At 72.9% G+C, this 14,666-nt stretch carries 14 protein-coding genes and 1 pseudogene; 6 read left to right on the top strand and 9 right to left on the bottom strand.

The window, feature by feature from the left end; genetic code table 11:
• Positions 1 to 90: 90 nt before the first annotated feature.
• A pseudogene (locus tag AB0P07_RS32815) lies at positions 91 to 462 on the bottom strand (GntR family transcriptional regulator); the annotation flags it as partial.
• A gap of 244 nt (positions 463 to 706) precedes the next feature.
• On the opposite strand from AB0P07_RS32815, the gene AB0P07_RS32820 reads away from it, so the two are divergent.
• Positions 707 to 1,147: an ATP-binding protein gene (locus tag AB0P07_RS32820; protein ID WP_365557073.1), complete on the top strand. Its 441-nt coding sequence runs from the start codon at positions 707 to 709 to the stop codon at positions 1,145 to 1,147.
• Between the two features lie 103 nt (positions 1,148 to 1,250).
• On the opposite strand, the gene AB0P07_RS32825 is transcribed toward AB0P07_RS32820, so the two are convergent.
• The gene (locus AB0P07_RS32825) at positions 1,251 to 2,012 is read right to left on the bottom strand and encodes a phosphoglyceromutase (protein ID WP_226027490.1); all 762 of its coding nucleotides are present in this window, start codon (positions 2,010 to 2,012) and stop codon (positions 1,251 to 1,253) included.
• 160 nt (positions 2,013 to 2,172) lie between these two features.
• Here AB0P07_RS32825 and AB0P07_RS32830 point away from each other — a divergent pair, with 160 nt between their 5' ends.
• Entirely contained in the window at positions 2,173 to 3,447 is a 1,275-nt protein-coding gene (locus tag AB0P07_RS32830; protein WP_365557076.1) for an MFS transporter, read from the top strand.
• 13 nt (positions 3,448 to 3,460) lie between these two features.
• Here AB0P07_RS32830 and AB0P07_RS32835 read toward each other — a convergent pair whose 3' ends face one another.
• A complete protein-coding gene (locus AB0P07_RS32835; protein ID WP_365557079.1) occupies positions 3,461 to 3,919 on the bottom strand; it encodes a DUF2000 domain-containing protein in 459 nt (152 codons plus the stop codon).
• 49 nt (positions 3,920 to 3,968) lie between these two features.
• Between AB0P07_RS32835 and AB0P07_RS32840 the strand changes: the two genes are divergently transcribed.
• A complete protein-coding gene (locus AB0P07_RS32840; protein WP_365557082.1) occupies positions 3,969 to 4,808 on the top strand; it encodes an AraC family transcriptional regulator in 840 nt (279 codons plus the stop codon).
• Positions 4,809 to 4,814: 6 nt separating this feature from the next.
• Here AB0P07_RS32840 and AB0P07_RS32845 read toward each other — a convergent pair whose 3' ends face one another.
• On the bottom strand, positions 4,815 to 5,318 hold the full coding sequence (locus AB0P07_RS32845; protein WP_365557085.1) for a YbjN domain-containing protein: 504 nt from the start codon (positions 5,316 to 5,318) through the stop codon (positions 4,815 to 4,817).
• Positions 5,311 to 6,684 carry a D-inositol-3-phosphate glycosyltransferase gene (gene mshA / locus AB0P07_RS32850; RefSeq protein WP_365557088.1) on the bottom strand — a complete coding sequence of 458 codons (1,374 nt, stop codon included), beginning with the start codon at positions 6,682 to 6,684 and terminating at the stop codon, positions 5,311 to 5,313. The genes AB0P07_RS32845 and mshA overlap by 8 nt, the downstream gene beginning before the upstream one ends.
• A 204-nt stretch (positions 6,685 to 6,888) precedes the next feature.
• Here mshA and AB0P07_RS32855 point away from each other — a divergent pair, with 204 nt between their 5' ends.
• From AB0P07_RS32855 to AB0P07_RS32865, 3 genes are all read left to right on the top strand, one after another.
• Positions 6,889 to 7,704, top strand: coding sequence for a class I SAM-dependent methyltransferase (locus AB0P07_RS32855; protein WP_365557091.1), 816 nt, complete (start codon positions 6,889 to 6,891; stop codon positions 7,702 to 7,704).
• Between the two features lie 227 nt (positions 7,705 to 7,931).
• Positions 7,932 to 9,071, top strand: a complete 1,140-nt coding sequence (locus AB0P07_RS32860) for an NlpC/P60 family protein (RefSeq protein ID WP_365557092.1) — start codon at positions 7,932 to 7,934, stop codon at positions 9,069 to 9,071.
• A gap of 301 nt (positions 9,072 to 9,372) precedes the next feature.
• Positions 9,373 to 10,845 carry a fused response regulator/phosphatase gene (locus AB0P07_RS32865; RefSeq protein WP_365557095.1) on the top strand — a complete coding sequence of 491 codons (1,473 nt, stop codon included), beginning with the start codon at positions 9,373 to 9,375 and terminating at the stop codon, positions 10,843 to 10,845.
• A 61-nt stretch (positions 10,846 to 10,906) separates the two neighbouring features.
• Here the strand turns inward: AB0P07_RS32865 and AB0P07_RS32870 are convergent, their stop codons facing one another.
• From AB0P07_RS32870 to AB0P07_RS32885, 4 genes are all read right to left on the bottom strand, one after another.
• On the bottom strand, positions 10,907 to 11,242 hold the full coding sequence (locus AB0P07_RS32870) for a DUF2516 family protein (RefSeq protein WP_164419587.1): 336 nt from the start codon (positions 11,240 to 11,242) through the stop codon (positions 10,907 to 10,909).
• 112 nt (positions 11,243 to 11,354) lie between these two features.
• A complete protein-coding gene (locus AB0P07_RS32875) occupies positions 11,355 to 11,981 on the bottom strand; it encodes a hypothetical protein (protein ID WP_365557097.1) in 627 nt (208 codons plus the stop codon).
• A 22-nt stretch (positions 11,982 to 12,003) separates the two neighbouring features.
• Positions 12,004 to 12,447 carry a helix-turn-helix transcriptional regulator gene (locus tag AB0P07_RS32880; RefSeq protein WP_365557100.1) on the bottom strand — a complete coding sequence of 148 codons (444 nt, stop codon included), beginning with the start codon at positions 12,445 to 12,447 and terminating at the stop codon, positions 12,004 to 12,006.
• Between the two features lie 149 nt (positions 12,448 to 12,596).
• Positions 12,597 to 14,651 carry an AAA family ATPase gene (locus AB0P07_RS32885; protein ID WP_365557103.1) on the bottom strand — a complete coding sequence of 685 codons (2,055 nt, stop codon included), beginning with the start codon at positions 14,649 to 14,651 and terminating at the stop codon, positions 12,597 to 12,599.
• Between the last annotated feature and the right edge of the window lie 15 nt (positions 14,652 to 14,666).

Here is a 14,666-nt window from a genome sequence, read left to right on the forward strand (position 1 = left end):
CCAGCAGACGAGCCGCTACGGACTGGCGGATTCCGCCCCACACCCACACCATCAGGCGACGACAGAACCCGTCAAAGCCTCACGAACCGCCCTCTCAGAAGCCGCTTCCTCGGACACCGTGACCTGGTCCACCTCAAGGGAGCGGTTCTCGATGTCGGCCGACCAGATGGACCGGCCGTCGCCCCACTGCTGCTGAGCCAGACGCTGGATGCCCCGTCGGCGCAGCGGGCGGAACTCCCGGACGAACACGCCGGCACCCTTGCGGGCCTCGGCGACGCCTTCGTCCCGGAGGACGCTCAGGGCCTGACGGGCCGTCATGCGGGCCACGCCGTGCGCGGTCATGAGGTCGTTCTCCCCCGGGAGCCGGTCACCGGGGCCGTACTCGCCCGACCGGATCGCTTCACGCAGCGTGTCGGCGATCCGCTGGTACTTGGGGCGACGGTCGTCTCCGGTGTTGGCCATCCCGTGGGCCTCCTCTCCTTCTCTAGACACCTTAGGCCACAGCTTGGGGGCTCGCTCGCTGCGAGTAACGGACCCGCTCCCTCAAGGGCGTTTCCACACAGACGACTTGACGTCTCTAGAGATGTTGACCACAGTACCTGTCTGGAGATGTCACGGATGTCTTCCTGAATGAGGGGTGCTTTATGGCGTCGTACGGAATCGGTCCATCGGCTGCCGTGGGAGCAGCGGCGGGGAGTGAGTGCGCGTGACCTACGCGATCGACCGTGATCCGTGTGAGGACTCGCCGAGGCTCGGGGCGATGACCTTGCACCCCGTCGCCGAGTCCGTACCGAGGGCCAGGCGCTGGTTCCGGAAGTTCCTCACGCCGTACCAGCCGGCCTGCTCCGTCGACGACTGCGTCCTGTTGCTCTCGGAGCTGGTGACCAACGCCGTCGTCCACGGCACGTCGGACGCGCCCTGGCTGGTGCGGGTGGAATGGTTCCGCGCAGGGACCTCGCTCCGGGTCGAGGTGCACAATCAAGGGTTCCCCGAGAGCGTGCGGCTCAGGCGCCCCGACGCCGACGACGCGCACGGCCGCGGGCTGCTGCTGGTCGACTCCGTGGCCGACTCTTGGCACACCGGGCCCAGCCGCTTCGGTGGAACGGTGGTCTCCTTCGAGATGGCCGACGCCTGGCCGCCGTCCTGACACGGCCCCAACCACCCAGGCCCCGTCCCGCGAGCAGCCCGGAAACACCAGTCGGCCCCCACCCCGCGAAGCAACCGCAGGACGGAGGCCGACCGACGTGGGCCTACTTCTTCTTGCCCTGGTTCTTCACGGCCTCGATCGCTGCCGCCGCCGCGTCCGGGTCGAGGTACGTGCCGCCGGGGTTCAGCGGCTTGAACTCGGCGTCCAGTTCGTAGGACAGCGGGATGCCCGTCGGGATGTTCAAGCCCGCGATGTCCGCGTCCGAGATGCCGTCGAGGTGCTTGACCAGGGCGCGGAGCGAGTTGCCGTGGGCGGCGACCAGGACCGTGCGGCCGGTGAGGAGGTCGGGGACGATCGCGTCGAACCAGTACGGGAGCATCCGGCCGACGACGTCCTTCAGGCACTCCGTCTGCGGGCGCAGCTCGGGCGGGAGCATCGCGTAGCGCGGGTCGGAGAACTGGGAGTACTCGGCGTCGCGGTCCAGGGGCGGCGGCGGGGTGTCGTAGGAGCGGCGCCACAGCATGAACTGCTCCTCGCCGAACTCCGCGAGGGTCTGGGCCTTGTCCTTGCCCTGGAGGGCGCCGTAGTGGCGCTCGTTGAGGCGCCAGTGGCGGTGGACCGGGATCCAGTGGCGGTCGGCGGCCTCCAGGGCGAGCTGGGCCGTGCGGATCGCGCGCTTCTGGACGGACGTGTGGACCACGTCGGGCAGCAGGCCGGCGTCCTTGAGCAGCTCGCCGCCGCGCGTCGCCTCCTTCTCGCCCTTCGGGGTGAGGTTGACGTCCACCCAGCCGGTGAACAGGTTCTTCTCGTTCCACTCGCTCTCGCCGTGGCGGAGGAGGATCAGCTTGTACGGTGCGTCGGCCATACGCCCGAGCGTAATCCAACGGCTCGATCCCCCGCGCGGGCGCCCGGTGGGCGGACGGTTGACGGGAAGTGTTAATCGAGTGGCCCCCCACCCGCACGGGTTCGTAAGTTGTGCTCACCGCATCGGACGCTTACACCGCCTCAGCCACCTCGGGGGACCCATGTCAGTCGCCGGACTCAGACGTGCCGCACGCGAGACCGTCTCCGGGCTCCCCCGCGAGTTCTGGTGGCTGTGGACCAGCACCCTCGTCAACCGGCTCGGTGCCTTCGTCGCCACCTTCATGGCGCTGTACCTGACCATCGACCGCGGCTACTCCGCCTCGTACGCCGGTCTGGTCGCTGCCCTGCACGGGCTCGGCGGGGTCGTGTCCTCGCTGGGCGCGGGGGTGATGACCGACCGGATGGGGCGGCGGCCGACGCTGCTCGTCGCGCAGACCTCCACCGCGCTGTCGGTCGCGCTGCTCGGGTTCGTGCGGGACCCGGTGGCCATCGCCGCCGTCGCCTTCCTGGTCGGCATGGCGAGCAACGCCTCCCGGCCGGCCGTGCAGGCGATGATGGCGGACATCGTGCGGCCCGAGGACAGGGTCCGGGCGTTCTCGCTCAACTACTGGGCGATCAACCTCGGCTTCGCGGTCTCCTCCATGGCGGCCGGATTCATCGCCGAGGTCAGCTATCTCGCCGGGTTCATGATCGAGGCCGGAATGACGCTTGTCTGCGCCGTCCTCGTCTTCGTGAAGCTGCCCGAGTCCCGGCCGCCCCAGTCGGCGGGGACCGGTGGCCCCGATGGCAAGGAAGCCGCCGTCTCCCTCCTGACCGTGCTGCGCGACGGGCGGTACATGGGTGTCGTCGGGCTGTCCTTCCTCATCGCGCTGATCTTCCAGCAGGCCTACGTCGGGCTGCCCGTCGCGATGGGCGAGGCCGGGTTCACGCCCGCCGACTTCGGGCTCGCGATCGCCGTCAACGGCGTGCTGATCGTCGTCCTGCAGATACCCGTCACCCGGTTCATCCAGCACCGCGACCCGCGGCTGCTGCTCCTCGGGTCCTCCCTGCTGGCCGGGTACGGCTTCGGGCTCACCGCCTTCGCCGGGTCGGTCGGCGTCTTCGCTCTCACCGTGTGCGTGTGGACGCTGGCCGAGATCGTCAACGCGCCGACCCAGACCGGGCTCGTCGTCCGTCTCTCGCCCGTGCACGGGCGCGGTCGCTACCAGGGCATGTACACCATGTCCTGGGCGGTCGCCGCCCTCGTCGCGCCGCTGATGTCCGGGTTCGTCATCGACCACTGGGGCGCCGAGTGGCTGTGGGGCGTCTGCGCCGTCGTCGGCACGGTGGCGGCGGCCGGGTACTGGGGGCTCATGCGGGGCCTGCCGGACGACACGCCGGTGACCCGGGGCACGTCGGAGGCCCCGGCACCCCGCGTCGACGCCGGCGCCGTCTGACCGGCGCCCCCGCTCACGGGTGCATCCGCGCCCCCTTCAGCACCTTGTCCACCGCGTTCTTCGGGCCGTACACGGCGAGGCCCACCAGGTCCAGGTCCGCCGTCGCCACGGCACGTACCGCCGCGCGGTTGTCGCGGTCGTTGCCCGTGGCGAAGAGGTCGGACGTGAACAGGGCGCGGGGCAGGGCGCGGGACAGCACGCGCGCGTGGGCCGTCGTCAGCGTCTCCTTCGTGCCCTCGAAGACCAGCACCGGCTGGCGGAACATCGGCAGGTAGCCGACCGCGTCGGCGTCTTCGTACGGCTCCCCGATGATCTCGGGGAACTGGCTGCCCAGGCCGCTGACCAGGAAGGCCGTGACGTTGAGGCGCTGCCAGGTCTCCAGGTCCTCGCGCAGCAGTACGGCGATCTTGGTGTCGAAGCGGACGGGGGCCTCGGATTCGGGGGCCTCATGGGCTGCGTCGTGCGTGCTCATACGGTGAGACTGCCGACCCGCGCGCCGCCCGGTCTTGTACGTTTTTTGCATGCCCGGCCGACGGAAGGACCAGCGGAGCGCCCAGCCGGACGTCTTCGCCTGGCGGCCCCGTGTCCCGGGCGTCGTCGAGGTCTTCCACGCCCACTACACCGAGTACGCCTACCCGATGCACGTCCACGACGCCTGGACGCTGCTCATCGTCGACGACGGCGCCGTACGGTACGACCTGGACCGGCACGAGCACGGCACCCCGCACGACACGGTGTCGCTGCTGCCGCCGCACGTGCCGCACAACGGCTCCCCCGCCACCCCGCACGGTTTCCGCAAGCGCGTCCTGTACCTGGACGCCTCCCGGCTGGGCGACGAGCTGATCGGGCCGGCCGTGGACGCGCCCGACCTGCGTGATCCGGTGCTGCGGCGGCGGGTCGGGCAGCTGCACGCCGCGCTCGCCCTCCCGGGCGACGAGCTGGAGGCCGAGAGCCGGCTGACGCTGATCGGCGAGCGGCTCCGCGCCCATCTGCGCCCCACGCAGACCACGGACCCCGCACGCCGGGACCCCGCGCTCGCCCGGCGGCTGCGCGAACTGCTCGACGAGCGGGTCGTCGCGGGCATCGGACTCGAGGAGGCGGCCACGCTCGTGCCCGCCCATCCGGCGCATCTCGTACGGGCGTTCAGCGGGGCCTACGGCATCGCGCCGCACCAGTACCTGATGTCCCGCCGCGTCGACCGGGCCCGGCGACTGCTGCTGGCCGGACGGCCCCCGGCGGACGTGGCGGGCGCCGCCGGGTTCTACGACCAGGCCCATCTGACCCGGCACTTCAAGCGCCTGGTGGGGGTCACCCCCGGGCGGTACCGGGCGAGTGGCGCGCGAGGAGCCCCAGCAGGCTGAGTCCGGTCAGTCGCCGGAGCGCTCGATGAGGTGCTGGAACGCCTCCAGGTTCCGCGTCGACTCGCCGCGCGAGGTCCGCCACGCGTACTCCTTGCGGATGGCGGACGCGAAGCCCAGCTCCAGCAGGGTGTTGAAGGCGCCGTCGGCGGCCTCCAGGACCTGGCCGAGGAGGCGGTCGATCTCGTCGGGGGCGACGACGGCCAGGGGGAGCTTCGCGGTGACGTAGATGTCGCCGAGGCGGTCGACGGCGTAACCGACGCCGTAGAGCTTGAGGTTGCGTTCCAGGAGCCAGCGGTGGACGGCCGGTTCGTTCTCGTCGGGGTGGCGGATGACGAACGCGTTGAGGGAGAGGGAGTGGCGGCCGAGAAGGAGGGAGACCGTCGTCGAGAGCTTGCGGGTGCCGGGGAGTTTGACGACGTAGTTGCCGGGTTCGGGGCGCTCCCACTCCAGGTCGGCGTCCTTCAGGGCCGCCTCGACGACCTCTGCTGCCTTCTCCGGTGCCTCAGCCATGGTGCGAGCGTACGCGACGGCGGTGCGACTGGATCGCGGCCGTGTAGACGTCGGCCGTCGCGGCGGCGGCGCTGTCCCAGCCGAAGGACTGGGCGTGCCGGGCGGCGGCGTCGCCCATGCGGGGCGTCAGCTCGGGGTTGTCGGCGAAGTCCCGCAGCACGCGCGCGTACGCGGCGGGGTCGTGGCCCTCGACGAGGCGACCGGTGACCCCGTCCCGCACGGCGACCGGGAGGCCGCCCACCGCCGCGGCGAGCACCGGCGTACCGGCCGCCTGGGCCTCGATGGCGACCAGGCCGAAGGACTCGCTGTAGGAGGGCATGACGAGGACGGACGCGGCCCGGAACCAGTCGGCGAGCTGTTCCTGCCCCACCGGTGGGCGGAAGCGCACGACGTCGGCGATGCCGAGCCGCGCGGCGAGCTTCTGCAGGCCCTCCGGCTTGGCGAGGCCGCTGCCGCTGGGCCCTCCGACGACCGGGACGACGATGCGGGAGCGCAGCTCGGGGCGCTCGTCGAGGAGTACGGCGACGGCGCGCAGCAGGATGTCCGGCGCCTTCAGGGGCTGTATGCGGCCGGCGAAGAGCGGGATCAGCGCGTCCTGGGGCAGGCCGAGGCGGGCGCGGGCGGCGGCGCGGGCGTTGCCGTGCTGTCCCGGGCCGGGCACGGAGCCCCTGGGGAAGGGGCGGAACCGGTCGAGGTTGACGCCGGGGTGGACGACGGCGACCTTGCCGGGGTCGGCGGCGTAGTGGTGGACGAGCTGCTCGGCCTCCTCCGCCGTGTTGGCGATCAGCCGGTCGGAGGCGGCGACGATCTGGGTCTCGCCGATGACGCGGGCGGCGGGCTCGGGGGTGTCGCCGTCGGCCAGGTTGGCGTTCTTGACCTTGGCCATGGTGTGCATGGCGTGCACGAGGGGGGCGCCCCAGCGCTGGGCGGCGAGCCAGCCGACGTGGCCGGAGAGCCAGTAGTGGGAGTGCACGAGGTCGTAGTGGCCGGGGCGGTGACCGGCCCAGGCCTGCATCACCCCGTGGGTGAAGGCGCACAGCTGGGCGGGCAGCTCCTCCTTGGCCAGACCCTCGTAGGGGCCGGCGTCGACGTGCCGGACGAGGACGCCGGGGGCCAGCTCGACGGAGGGCGGGAGGGCGGCGGTGGTCGACCGCGTGAAGATCTCGACCTCGATGTTGATCGCGGCGAGGCGCTGCGCGAGCTCGACGATGTAGACGTTCATGCCGCCGGCGTCGCCCGTGCCGGGCTGGTGCAGCGGTGAGGTGTGCACGGAGAGCATGGCGACGCGGCGGGGCCTGCGCAGCAGCCGGAGCCGCGGGGAGGCCGCCGGTGAGCGACGCCCGAGCCTGCTGACGTACTGGCTCACGAGCCGTTCCTCCTCGCTGCGGGCATGCCGGTGGGAGGACCTGCCGTGCCCTCCAAGGGGTGGGAACACCGGGCGGGCGGTCCTCCATTCCGATTTTCTGGCCTTTGCCGAATCATTACCGCCTATCGCTCAACCGTTCGAGATCCTTGCGGGTCCCCCCTTCCCGTGGGCCGATGCCGCGGACGGCCGCCTACCCTCGTAGACATGCCGTCCCGCGCCCCCGCCACCCGCCCCGTGGGCACGGTCACGCGCGGGACGACGAATCCCAACCGACTGCGCCGCATGGACCGCTGGATCGCGGCCGTGCACGGCGCCGAGCTGCGCCGCGCCGCCGCTCCCGTCGCCGTCGACCTCGGCTACGGCGCGGCCCCCTGGACGGCCGTGGAACTGCTGCTGCGCCTGCGCACGGTCGCGCCGCACGCGCACGTGGTGGGCGTCGAGATCGACCCGGCCCGGGTGGCGGCGGCCCAGCCGTACGCGCGCGTGGGGCTCGATTTCCGGCACGGCGGCTTCGAGGTCCCCGTCTCCGCGCCCCCGCTGCTGATCCGGGCGGCGAACGTGCTGCGCCAGTACGACGAGGGCGAGGTCGCCGCCGTCTGGCAGCGGCTGTGCGCGCGACTCGCACCGGCGTCGGAGACTTCGCGCGGAGGGCTGCTGGTCGAGGGCACCTGCGACGAGATCGGGCGCCGGCACGTGTGGGTGGCCCTCGGCCCCGAGGGGCCGCGCACGGTCACCTTCGCCACCCGGCTCGGCTCCCTGGACCGCCCTTCCGACCTGGCCGAACGGCTGCCGAAGGCGCTCATCCACCGCAATGTCCCCGGGGAGCCCGTGCACGCTTTCCTGCGCGACTTCGACCGGGCCTGGGCCGCCGCCGCGCCTTATGCCTCCTACGGCGCCCGGCAGCGCTGGATGCGGGCCGTGCGGGATCTGACGGCCGACTGGCCGGTGACGGACGGGCCGGTGCGGTGGCGGCAGGGCGAAGTGACGGTGCGGTGGGAGGCGTTGGCGCCCCGCGCGTGAACCGGGTACGGCGGCGACGGGCGACGGGCGACGGGCGACGGGCGACGGGCGAGCCGGGAACGATCTCCGTACGACGTTCGTCACACCCCGGGAGAAGCGGGAGGGAAGCGGGAGGCAAGCAACAGGAAGGCACGGCCTCCGTCGCCCTCTGTCGCTTTTCACGCCGGCATGGCACGATCCCACGAGCGGGCTATGTTACTGACGGTTAACCAGTTTGGGGGCGAGGTATGCGTACGGGGAAGCGTGGCTTGACGACCGCGGCCGTGGCCGTGGTCTGCGCGGTCACCGTGCTGGCCGCACCGGGCACGGCGTTCGCGGACCCGGGCCCTTCGCCCTCGCCTTCTTCGTCGCCCTCTCCGTCACCGTCGTCGGCCGCCCCGGCCACCCCGGCCGCCACGCCCGGCAAGGACCTGGAGGCCGTACGCAAGAAGCTCGACGCCCTCTACCGCGCGGCGGCCTCGGCCACCGAGGAGTACAACGCGGCCGAGGAGAAGGCCGAGAAGCAGAACGCCCAGATCGTCGAGCTGGCCAAGAAGATCGTCAAAGGTCAGGAGAGGCTGGACGGCCTCAAGGACCGCGCGGGGGCCGCGGCCCGCGCCCAGTACCGCACCGGCGGCCTGCCCGACGGGGCCAAGCTGGTCCTGAGCGACGACCCCGAGGACTTCCTCGACGGCACCGGCCGGGTGATCCAGGGCCAGCGCGCCACCAAGGGTCTGCTCGGCGAGCTGACCCGCGCCCAGGAGGACCTGAAGACCTACGCGGCGGACGCCTCCGCCCGCTTCAAGGAGCTGGAGGCGAACCGCAAGGCCAAGGCCAAGGCCCGGAAGAAGGTCGAGAAGCAGATCGCGGCGGCCGAGAAGCTGGAGTCCGAGCTGGAGAAGGAGGAGAAGGAGCGCCTCGCCAAGCTGGAGCGGGAGGCGCAGGCCAAGGCCCAGACCGCCTGGCTCGACTCCGGAATCCTGAAGGACCTCGACGCCGAGGCGACCGGGCGGGGCCGCAAGGCGGTCGAGTACGCCACGGCCCAGATCGGCAAGCCGTACCAGTGGGGCGCCGAGGGCCCGAAGTCGTACGACTGCTCCGGTCTGACCTCGCAGGCCTGGGTGTCGGCCGGGCAGGCGATCCCGCGCACCTCGCAGCAGCAGTGGAAGCAGCTCAGGCACGTCGCCGTCGAGGACATGCGCCCCGGCGACCTGATCATCTACTTCGACGACGCCAGCCACGTCGGCATGTACGTCGGCGACGGCTCCATGGTGCACGCGCCGCGTCCGGGGCGCTCGATCACCCTCGCGGGCGCCGGTTCGATGCCGATCCTCGGCGTGGTCCGGCCGGACACGGCCCCGGAGCAGACGCCCGCCCCCAAGGAGTGACGCGGCCCCGCCGGCCGCCGGGCTGGGGGCCGCCCGGCGGCCGGCTCGCCCCGGGGGCGTGAGGCGGGCCACGTGACCCAGTCCACGCCCGGCGCCCCGCCCCGCGTGACGTTCGTCATCCCGGGCCCCCGGCCGACGTGTCCAACTGCGGGGGATAACGCGGCATATGACAGTGGCCGAAGGTCGCCCGACGTGTTCTGGACCATTCCGCAGCGGTGCCGTCACCCGCTATGGTCCCCGTCGGTGGGTCGAGGTCCCTCGCCCCGCCATGCCCTCGGGGGGAGGGAAGGAAACCGACACCATGCCCGTACCCGTACCGCGGCAGAGGGCGATCCCGGCCGTGGAGTGCGGTCAGGCGCCCGCCGCGTCCCCGGACAGCGGCCCTCCCAAGGAACAGGCCGCGCCCAGGACACACCCGGCCGAGAACCCCGCCACCCGGCGCGAGAAGGCCCGGGAGACCACCACGGAGAAGCGCGAGAACCCCACGGACACCAGCACAGGCACTCACACCGACACCGGTACCGGCACTCCCACCGGCACGGACACCGGCACCGACCGGCCCCGAAGCGCCCGGTCCCAGAGCGCGGCGCCCACGAACCTGACGGTGCTGCTGATCGAGGACGACCCGGCCGGCTCGCCGATCGTGCCCGACCTGCTCGACCAGGCCGGCAAGCCGATCCGCGTCCGCACCGCCCGCAACCTCACCGAGGCCGGCCGGCTGCTGACCGACGACGTCCACTGCATCCTGCTGGACCTCGCCCTGTCGACGCCGGCCCACGGCAACGGTGACGCGGAGGAAGAGGACGAGCTGTCGGTGCTCCGGCACGTCCTGGAGCTCGCGCCCCGGCACGCCGTGCTCGCGCTGACCTCCTCCAGCGACGCCGAGCGCGGCGCCGAGGCCGTGGCGGTCGGCGCGCAGGACTACCTGTTCCGCGACGAGCTGGACGGGCGCCTGCTGAGCCGGGCGATCCGCTACGCCGTCGAGCGCAAGCGGTCGGACTCGGCGGAGCGGCGGCTGGCCGAGGGCCGGGTGCGGGCGCAGGAGAACCGCCGTCTGGAGCGCGGTCTGCTGCCGACCCCGCTGCTCGCCGGCTCGCCGCTGCGCTTTGCCGCCCGCTACCGTCCGGGCCGCTCGCGCGCGCTGCTCGGCGGCGACTTCTACGACGTCGTCCGCACCCCGGACGGCACCGTGCACGCCATGATCGGCGACGTCTGCGGGCACGGCCCGGACGAGGCGGCGCTCGGTGTGGAGCTGCGGATCGCCTGGCGGGCGCTGACGCTGGCGGGGCTCTGCGGCGACGAGCTGCTCGGCACGCTGCAGCAGGTGCTGGAGCACGAGCGCTCGGACGACGAGATCTTCGCGACGCTGTGCGCCGTGGACATCTCCCCGGACGGCCGCCGCGCCGGCCTGTGCCTGGCCGGGCACCCGTCCCCGCTGGTCGCCGCGCCGGGCGTGCCGGCGCGCCTGCTGCCGTACGACAACAACGGCCCGGCGCTGGGGCTGCTGCCGGGCGCCCGCTGGCCGCGGATGCAGGTGGAGCTGGGCGCCGAGTGGAGCCTGATGCTCTACACCGACGGTCTGATCGAGGGCCACGTCGGCGAGGGCCGGGAGCGGCTCGGCCAGGAGGGCATGGTGGAGATGGTCCGTCGCCAGCGCGCCGAGGGGCTGCGGGGCGAGGAGCTGCTGCGGGCGGCCGTCAACGAGGTCCGCGAACTCAACGGCGGCGAACTGGCCGACGACGTCGCTGTGGTCCTGCTGGACCGGACGGCCTGAGCCGCCCGGTCCCAGTGGCCCGGCGCGGGGACCGCCCGCGCGGACTGCCCGTCGTACGGGGTCAGCGTCCGCCGTTGTACGGGCCGTACGGGCCGTCGCTGCTGGAGCCGCGGCGGCTGCTGCGGCCGCCGCCGGACAGGCCGCGCAGGGCGGGCCGTACGTCGACCATGTACACGATCGCCGCGATGAGGCCGATGATCGGCAGGAACGACAGGATCGGGAAGATCAGGCTCACCACGAAGGCGAGCCCGAGGATGATCAGCCAGAACGGCTTGGTCTTCTTGTCCGCCGCGCGGTAGGCGTCCTCGCGGCGGATGGCGGCGTCGATCAACGCGAAGCCGGTGAAGACCATCAGGGCGAGGTTCAGCAGCCCCAGGAAGTTCGCGAACCCCTGCATCAGCACAACGTCCACCACCAGACTCGGTTCTTCATTACGCGGTCACCGTACCCGCAGAACGAGCCGGGCATCCCTGGGGTGCCCGGCCGCTCCCCAGCCGTGACGCGCCCCACTACTTGGCGGGCGGCGTCGTCTTCTTGGCGGTGGTGGACTTCTTCGCCGGCGCCTTGCGCGGAGCGGGGGCCTTCTTCGCCGTGGCGGACTTGTCCTCGGAGACCCGGACCGGCTCGGACTTGGGCGTCGCGGGCTTGGCCGGGGCGGGTTTGGCCGGCTCGACGGCCACCGCGAGGTCCTCCACGTCCTCGGCGAGGTCCTCGATGCCGTCGGCGGCCTGGCCGCGCCAGGTGCGCACCGCGTGCTCGCCGCGCTCGGCGACCTTCTCGTAGGTCTCGCGGGCCTTGACGGCGTACTCGGCGGCGATGCCGACGGAGCGCAGCGCGAGGTCCTGGGCGCTCTCGCCGAGCTTCTTGAAGTCGGCGTCGAGGGAGCCGAAGAGCTCGTTGGCCTTGGCCTGGAGGCTGCCCTGGGTCTCCTTGACGCGGGCCGTCGCCTTCTCCTGGACGGCCTTCGGGTCGGTGTTGCGTACGGCGTCGATCCGCGCCGGGGCCTCCGCGCGCAGCTGCTCCACCAGCACCGGCACCTTCTTGGCCTGCTGGAAGGCGAGGTCGGCGGTGCCCGCGGCGAAGTAGAGCGGGGTGGGGTCGCTGAAGGTCTTGCGCAGGTCGTCGGTGATGGCCATGGTGATGGTCCTCCGGAATTGCTTACGAATGAGGGTTTTTTACTGATTCAGCCCCGTCGACAGCGGCATCGACATCGACATCGGCGCCCGAGCCGGTATCGCTCTCGGCGTCGGCCCCGAACCCGTTCTCCTTGCGGAAGGACTCGTAGACCTGGAGCAGTACCTGCTTCTGCCGCTCGTTCAGCGAGGGGTCGGCGAGGATGACCGCACGCGTCTCCACGTCGTCCCGGTCCCGCTCGGCGTCGAGGATCCCCGCGCGGACGTACAGCGTCTCGGCGGAAATCCGCAGCGCCTTGGCGACCTGCTGGAGCACCTCCGCGCTCGGCTTGCGCAGCCCGCGCTCGATCTGGCTCAGGTACGGGTTGGACACGCCCGCGGCATCGGCGAGCTGCCGCAGGGACAGCTGCGCGTTGCGCCGCTGCTCGCGCAGATACTCACCGAGATTGCCGACGCTGAGCGATGCCATGCCTCCACCATGCAGCACTTTGCTAACTATTGCAAGCGCTCTGCTTGCAATAGTGCATCCAGCCTAGGAGGCACCCCCACCGGGACCGACGAGCGACATGCCGGACACCGGGCCCCGCGCCCGGTGTCCGGGGGTGAGCGGGCCCGGGCTCAGAACGGCAGTGGCCGTGCGTGGATCACGGTGAGGCGGGACATCGCGCGGGTGAGGACCACGTACAGGCGGTGCAGGCCGCGTCCGCCGGGGCCTTCCGCCGCTGCGATCGCCGCCGGTTCGACGGCGACGACGTGGTCGTACTCCAGGCCCTTGACCACGCTCGCCGGGACCACGGCGACCCGGGCGTCCAGCGCCTCGGGGCCCGCCGCCGGGATGCCGGCCGCGGCGAGGGCCGCACGCAGCCGGGGAACGTCCGGGTCGGCGGCGACGACGCCCACCGACCCCTGACCGGCGAGCGCGTGCCGTACGGCGTCCACCACCGCCTCCGTCTCCGCGCCGGGCTCGGTCTGGCGCAGCGTCAGCTCACCGTCGCCGCGCAGGGACCGGGCCGGCGGCACGTCCACGCCGAGCCGGGCCAGGAGCCGGTTGGTGAGGCCCACGACCTCCTGCGGCACCCGGAATCCCGTGGTCAGCGGCGACACCGCCGCGTCCGGGCGGCCCAGGTGGGCCAGGACGGTGCGCCAGGAGCGCGCGGCCCACGGCGTGGTCCCCTGCGCGAGGTCGCCGAGGACGGTGAGCGAGCCGAAGGCGGAGCGGCGGGCGATGGCCCGGCACTCCATCGGGGAGAGGTCCTGGGCCTCGTCGACGACGATGTGGCCGTAGCCCTCGGGGTGTTCGAGGAGTCCGGCGACCTCGTCGAGCAGGACGAGGTCGGCGGCGGACCAGCGCGCCGACTTCCACGACCGGGGTGCCCGCCCCGTCCACAGCAGCGCCTGCTGCTCGTCGGCGGCGAGGACCCCGTCGGCCGCCCGGGCCAGCACGTCCGGGTCGGTGAGCAGCGGCGCGAGGACCTCCTCCGGCCGCACCCGGGGCCATACGGCGTCCAGGGCGGCCCCGACGGCCCGGGACCGCTCGACGCGGCGCAGCCAGGCGTTGGTCCGCGGCCCGGCGCGCCGTTCGGCCCGTTCCTGGACGTACCGCACGATCCGGGCCCGGATCCGTTCCCGCCCGACCGTGTACGGCGGCTGCTCGTCCCGGACGTCCGCGACCACGCGGGCCAGCGCGCCGGCCGGGACGCGCCAGCGGTAGGAGCCGTCCGGCACGGCGAGGTCGCCCGCGGCGTCGGGGTCCACGCGCGCGTACAGGGCGCGGCGCAGCACCTCGGCCGTCCTGGCGTCGTGCTTGAGGGCGGCGGCCCGGGCGTCGTCGGTGCGGGTGACCGGGTGCCGGGCGATCTCCTCGGCCAGGGTCGACTGCCGTACGCCGGTCTCGCCGAGGGCGGGGAGCACTTCGGCGATGTAGGAGAGGAAGGTCGGGTTGGGGCCGAGGATGAGCAGGCCGCCACGGCGGATGCGCTGCGGGTGGGTGTAGAGCAGGTACGCGGCCCGGTGCAGCCCGACGGCGGTCTTGCCGGTGCCCGGGGCGCCCTGGACGCAGACGGTGTCACCGAGGCCGGCGCGGACGAGGTCGTCCTGGTCGGGCTGGATGGTGGCGGCGATGTCCCGCATGGGACCGACACGGGGCCGCTCGATCTCCCGGGCGACGATCCCGCTGTCCCGGGACTCGCCCCGGCCGAGGTGCTCGTCCTCCAGGCCGGTGAGGTCGGCCAAGTCGCCGCGGCTGCCGGGCGCCCATCCGAAGCGGCGGCGGACGGCGACGCCCCGGGGGTCGCCGGCGGTGGCCTGGTAGAAGGCGCGGGAGACGGGTGCGCGCCAGTCGACGACGAGGGGCGGGGCGGCCGGGTGCTCGGTGATCCGCAGCCGCCCGATGTGCAGCGCCCGCCCGGTCCTCTCCCCCTCCCCCTCCGGCTCGGCGAAGTCGAGCCGGCCGAAGAACAGCGGCCCTTCGGGCAGTTCGCTCATCTCCCTGGCCCGGCTGCGCAGCCGGTACCCGAGGATCTCGGCGTCGGCGCCGGACGCGGAGACGTCCTCGCCGGTGACGACGTGCTCCTGGGCGCCCTGGACCATCGCGGCGAGGACGGTGCGGCAGTGCTCGTGGTGGGCGCGTTCGCGGTCGAGGGCGCGCTGGAGGGCGGGTTCGGTCGGCGTCATTCCGGCAAGCATAGC

This window comes from Streptomyces sp. NPDC085944 (assembly GCF_040686295.1).
GTDB lineage: Bacteria > Actinomycetota > Actinomycetes > Streptomycetales > Streptomycetaceae > Streptomyces > Streptomyces salinarius.

Bases quoted from the DNA above. Each gene is read 5' to 3' on its own strand.
- AB0P07_RS32830 (WP_365557076.1), top strand. From the start codon at position 2,173: ATGTCAGTCGCCGGACTCAGACGTGCCGCACGCGAGACCGTCTCCGGG.
- AB0P07_RS32845 (WP_365557085.1), bottom strand. From the start codon at position 5,318: ATGGCTGAGGCACCGGAGAAGGCAGCAGAGGTCGTCGAGGCGGCCCTG.
- AB0P07_RS32870 (WP_164419587.1), bottom strand. From the start codon at position 11,242: ATGCAGGGGTTCGCGAACTTCCTGGGGCTGCTGAACCTCGCCCTGATG.
- AB0P07_RS32840 (WP_365557082.1), top strand. From the start codon at position 3,969: ATGCCCGGCCGACGGAAGGACCAGCGGAGCGCCCAGCCGGACGTCTTC.
- AB0P07_RS32825 (WP_226027490.1), bottom strand. From the start codon at position 2,012: ATGGCCGACGCACCGTACAAGCTGATCCTCCTCCGCCACGGCGAGAGC.
- AB0P07_RS32855 (WP_365557091.1), top strand. From the start codon at position 6,889: ATGCCGTCCCGCGCCCCCGCCACCCGCCCCGTGGGCACGGTCACGCGC.
- AB0P07_RS32880 (WP_365557100.1), bottom strand. From the start codon at position 12,447: ATGGCATCGCTCAGCGTCGGCAATCTCGGTGAGTATCTGCGCGAGCAG.
- AB0P07_RS32860 (WP_365557092.1), top strand. From the start codon at position 7,932: ATGCGTACGGGGAAGCGTGGCTTGACGACCGCGGCCGTGGCCGTGGTC.
- AB0P07_RS32875 (WP_365557097.1), bottom strand. From the start codon at position 11,981: ATGGCCATCACCGACGACCTGCGCAAGACCTTCAGCGACCCCACCCCG.
- AB0P07_RS32865 (WP_365557095.1), top strand. From the start codon at position 9,373: ATGCCCGTACCCGTACCGCGGCAGAGGGCGATCCCGGCCGTGGAGTGC.
- AB0P07_RS32885 (WP_365557103.1), bottom strand. From the start codon at position 14,651: ATGACGCCGACCGAACCCGCCCTCCAGCGCGCCCTCGACCGCGAACGC.
- AB0P07_RS32835 (WP_365557079.1), bottom strand. From the start codon at position 3,919: ATGAGCACGCACGACGCAGCCCATGAGGCCCCCGAATCCGAGGCCCCC.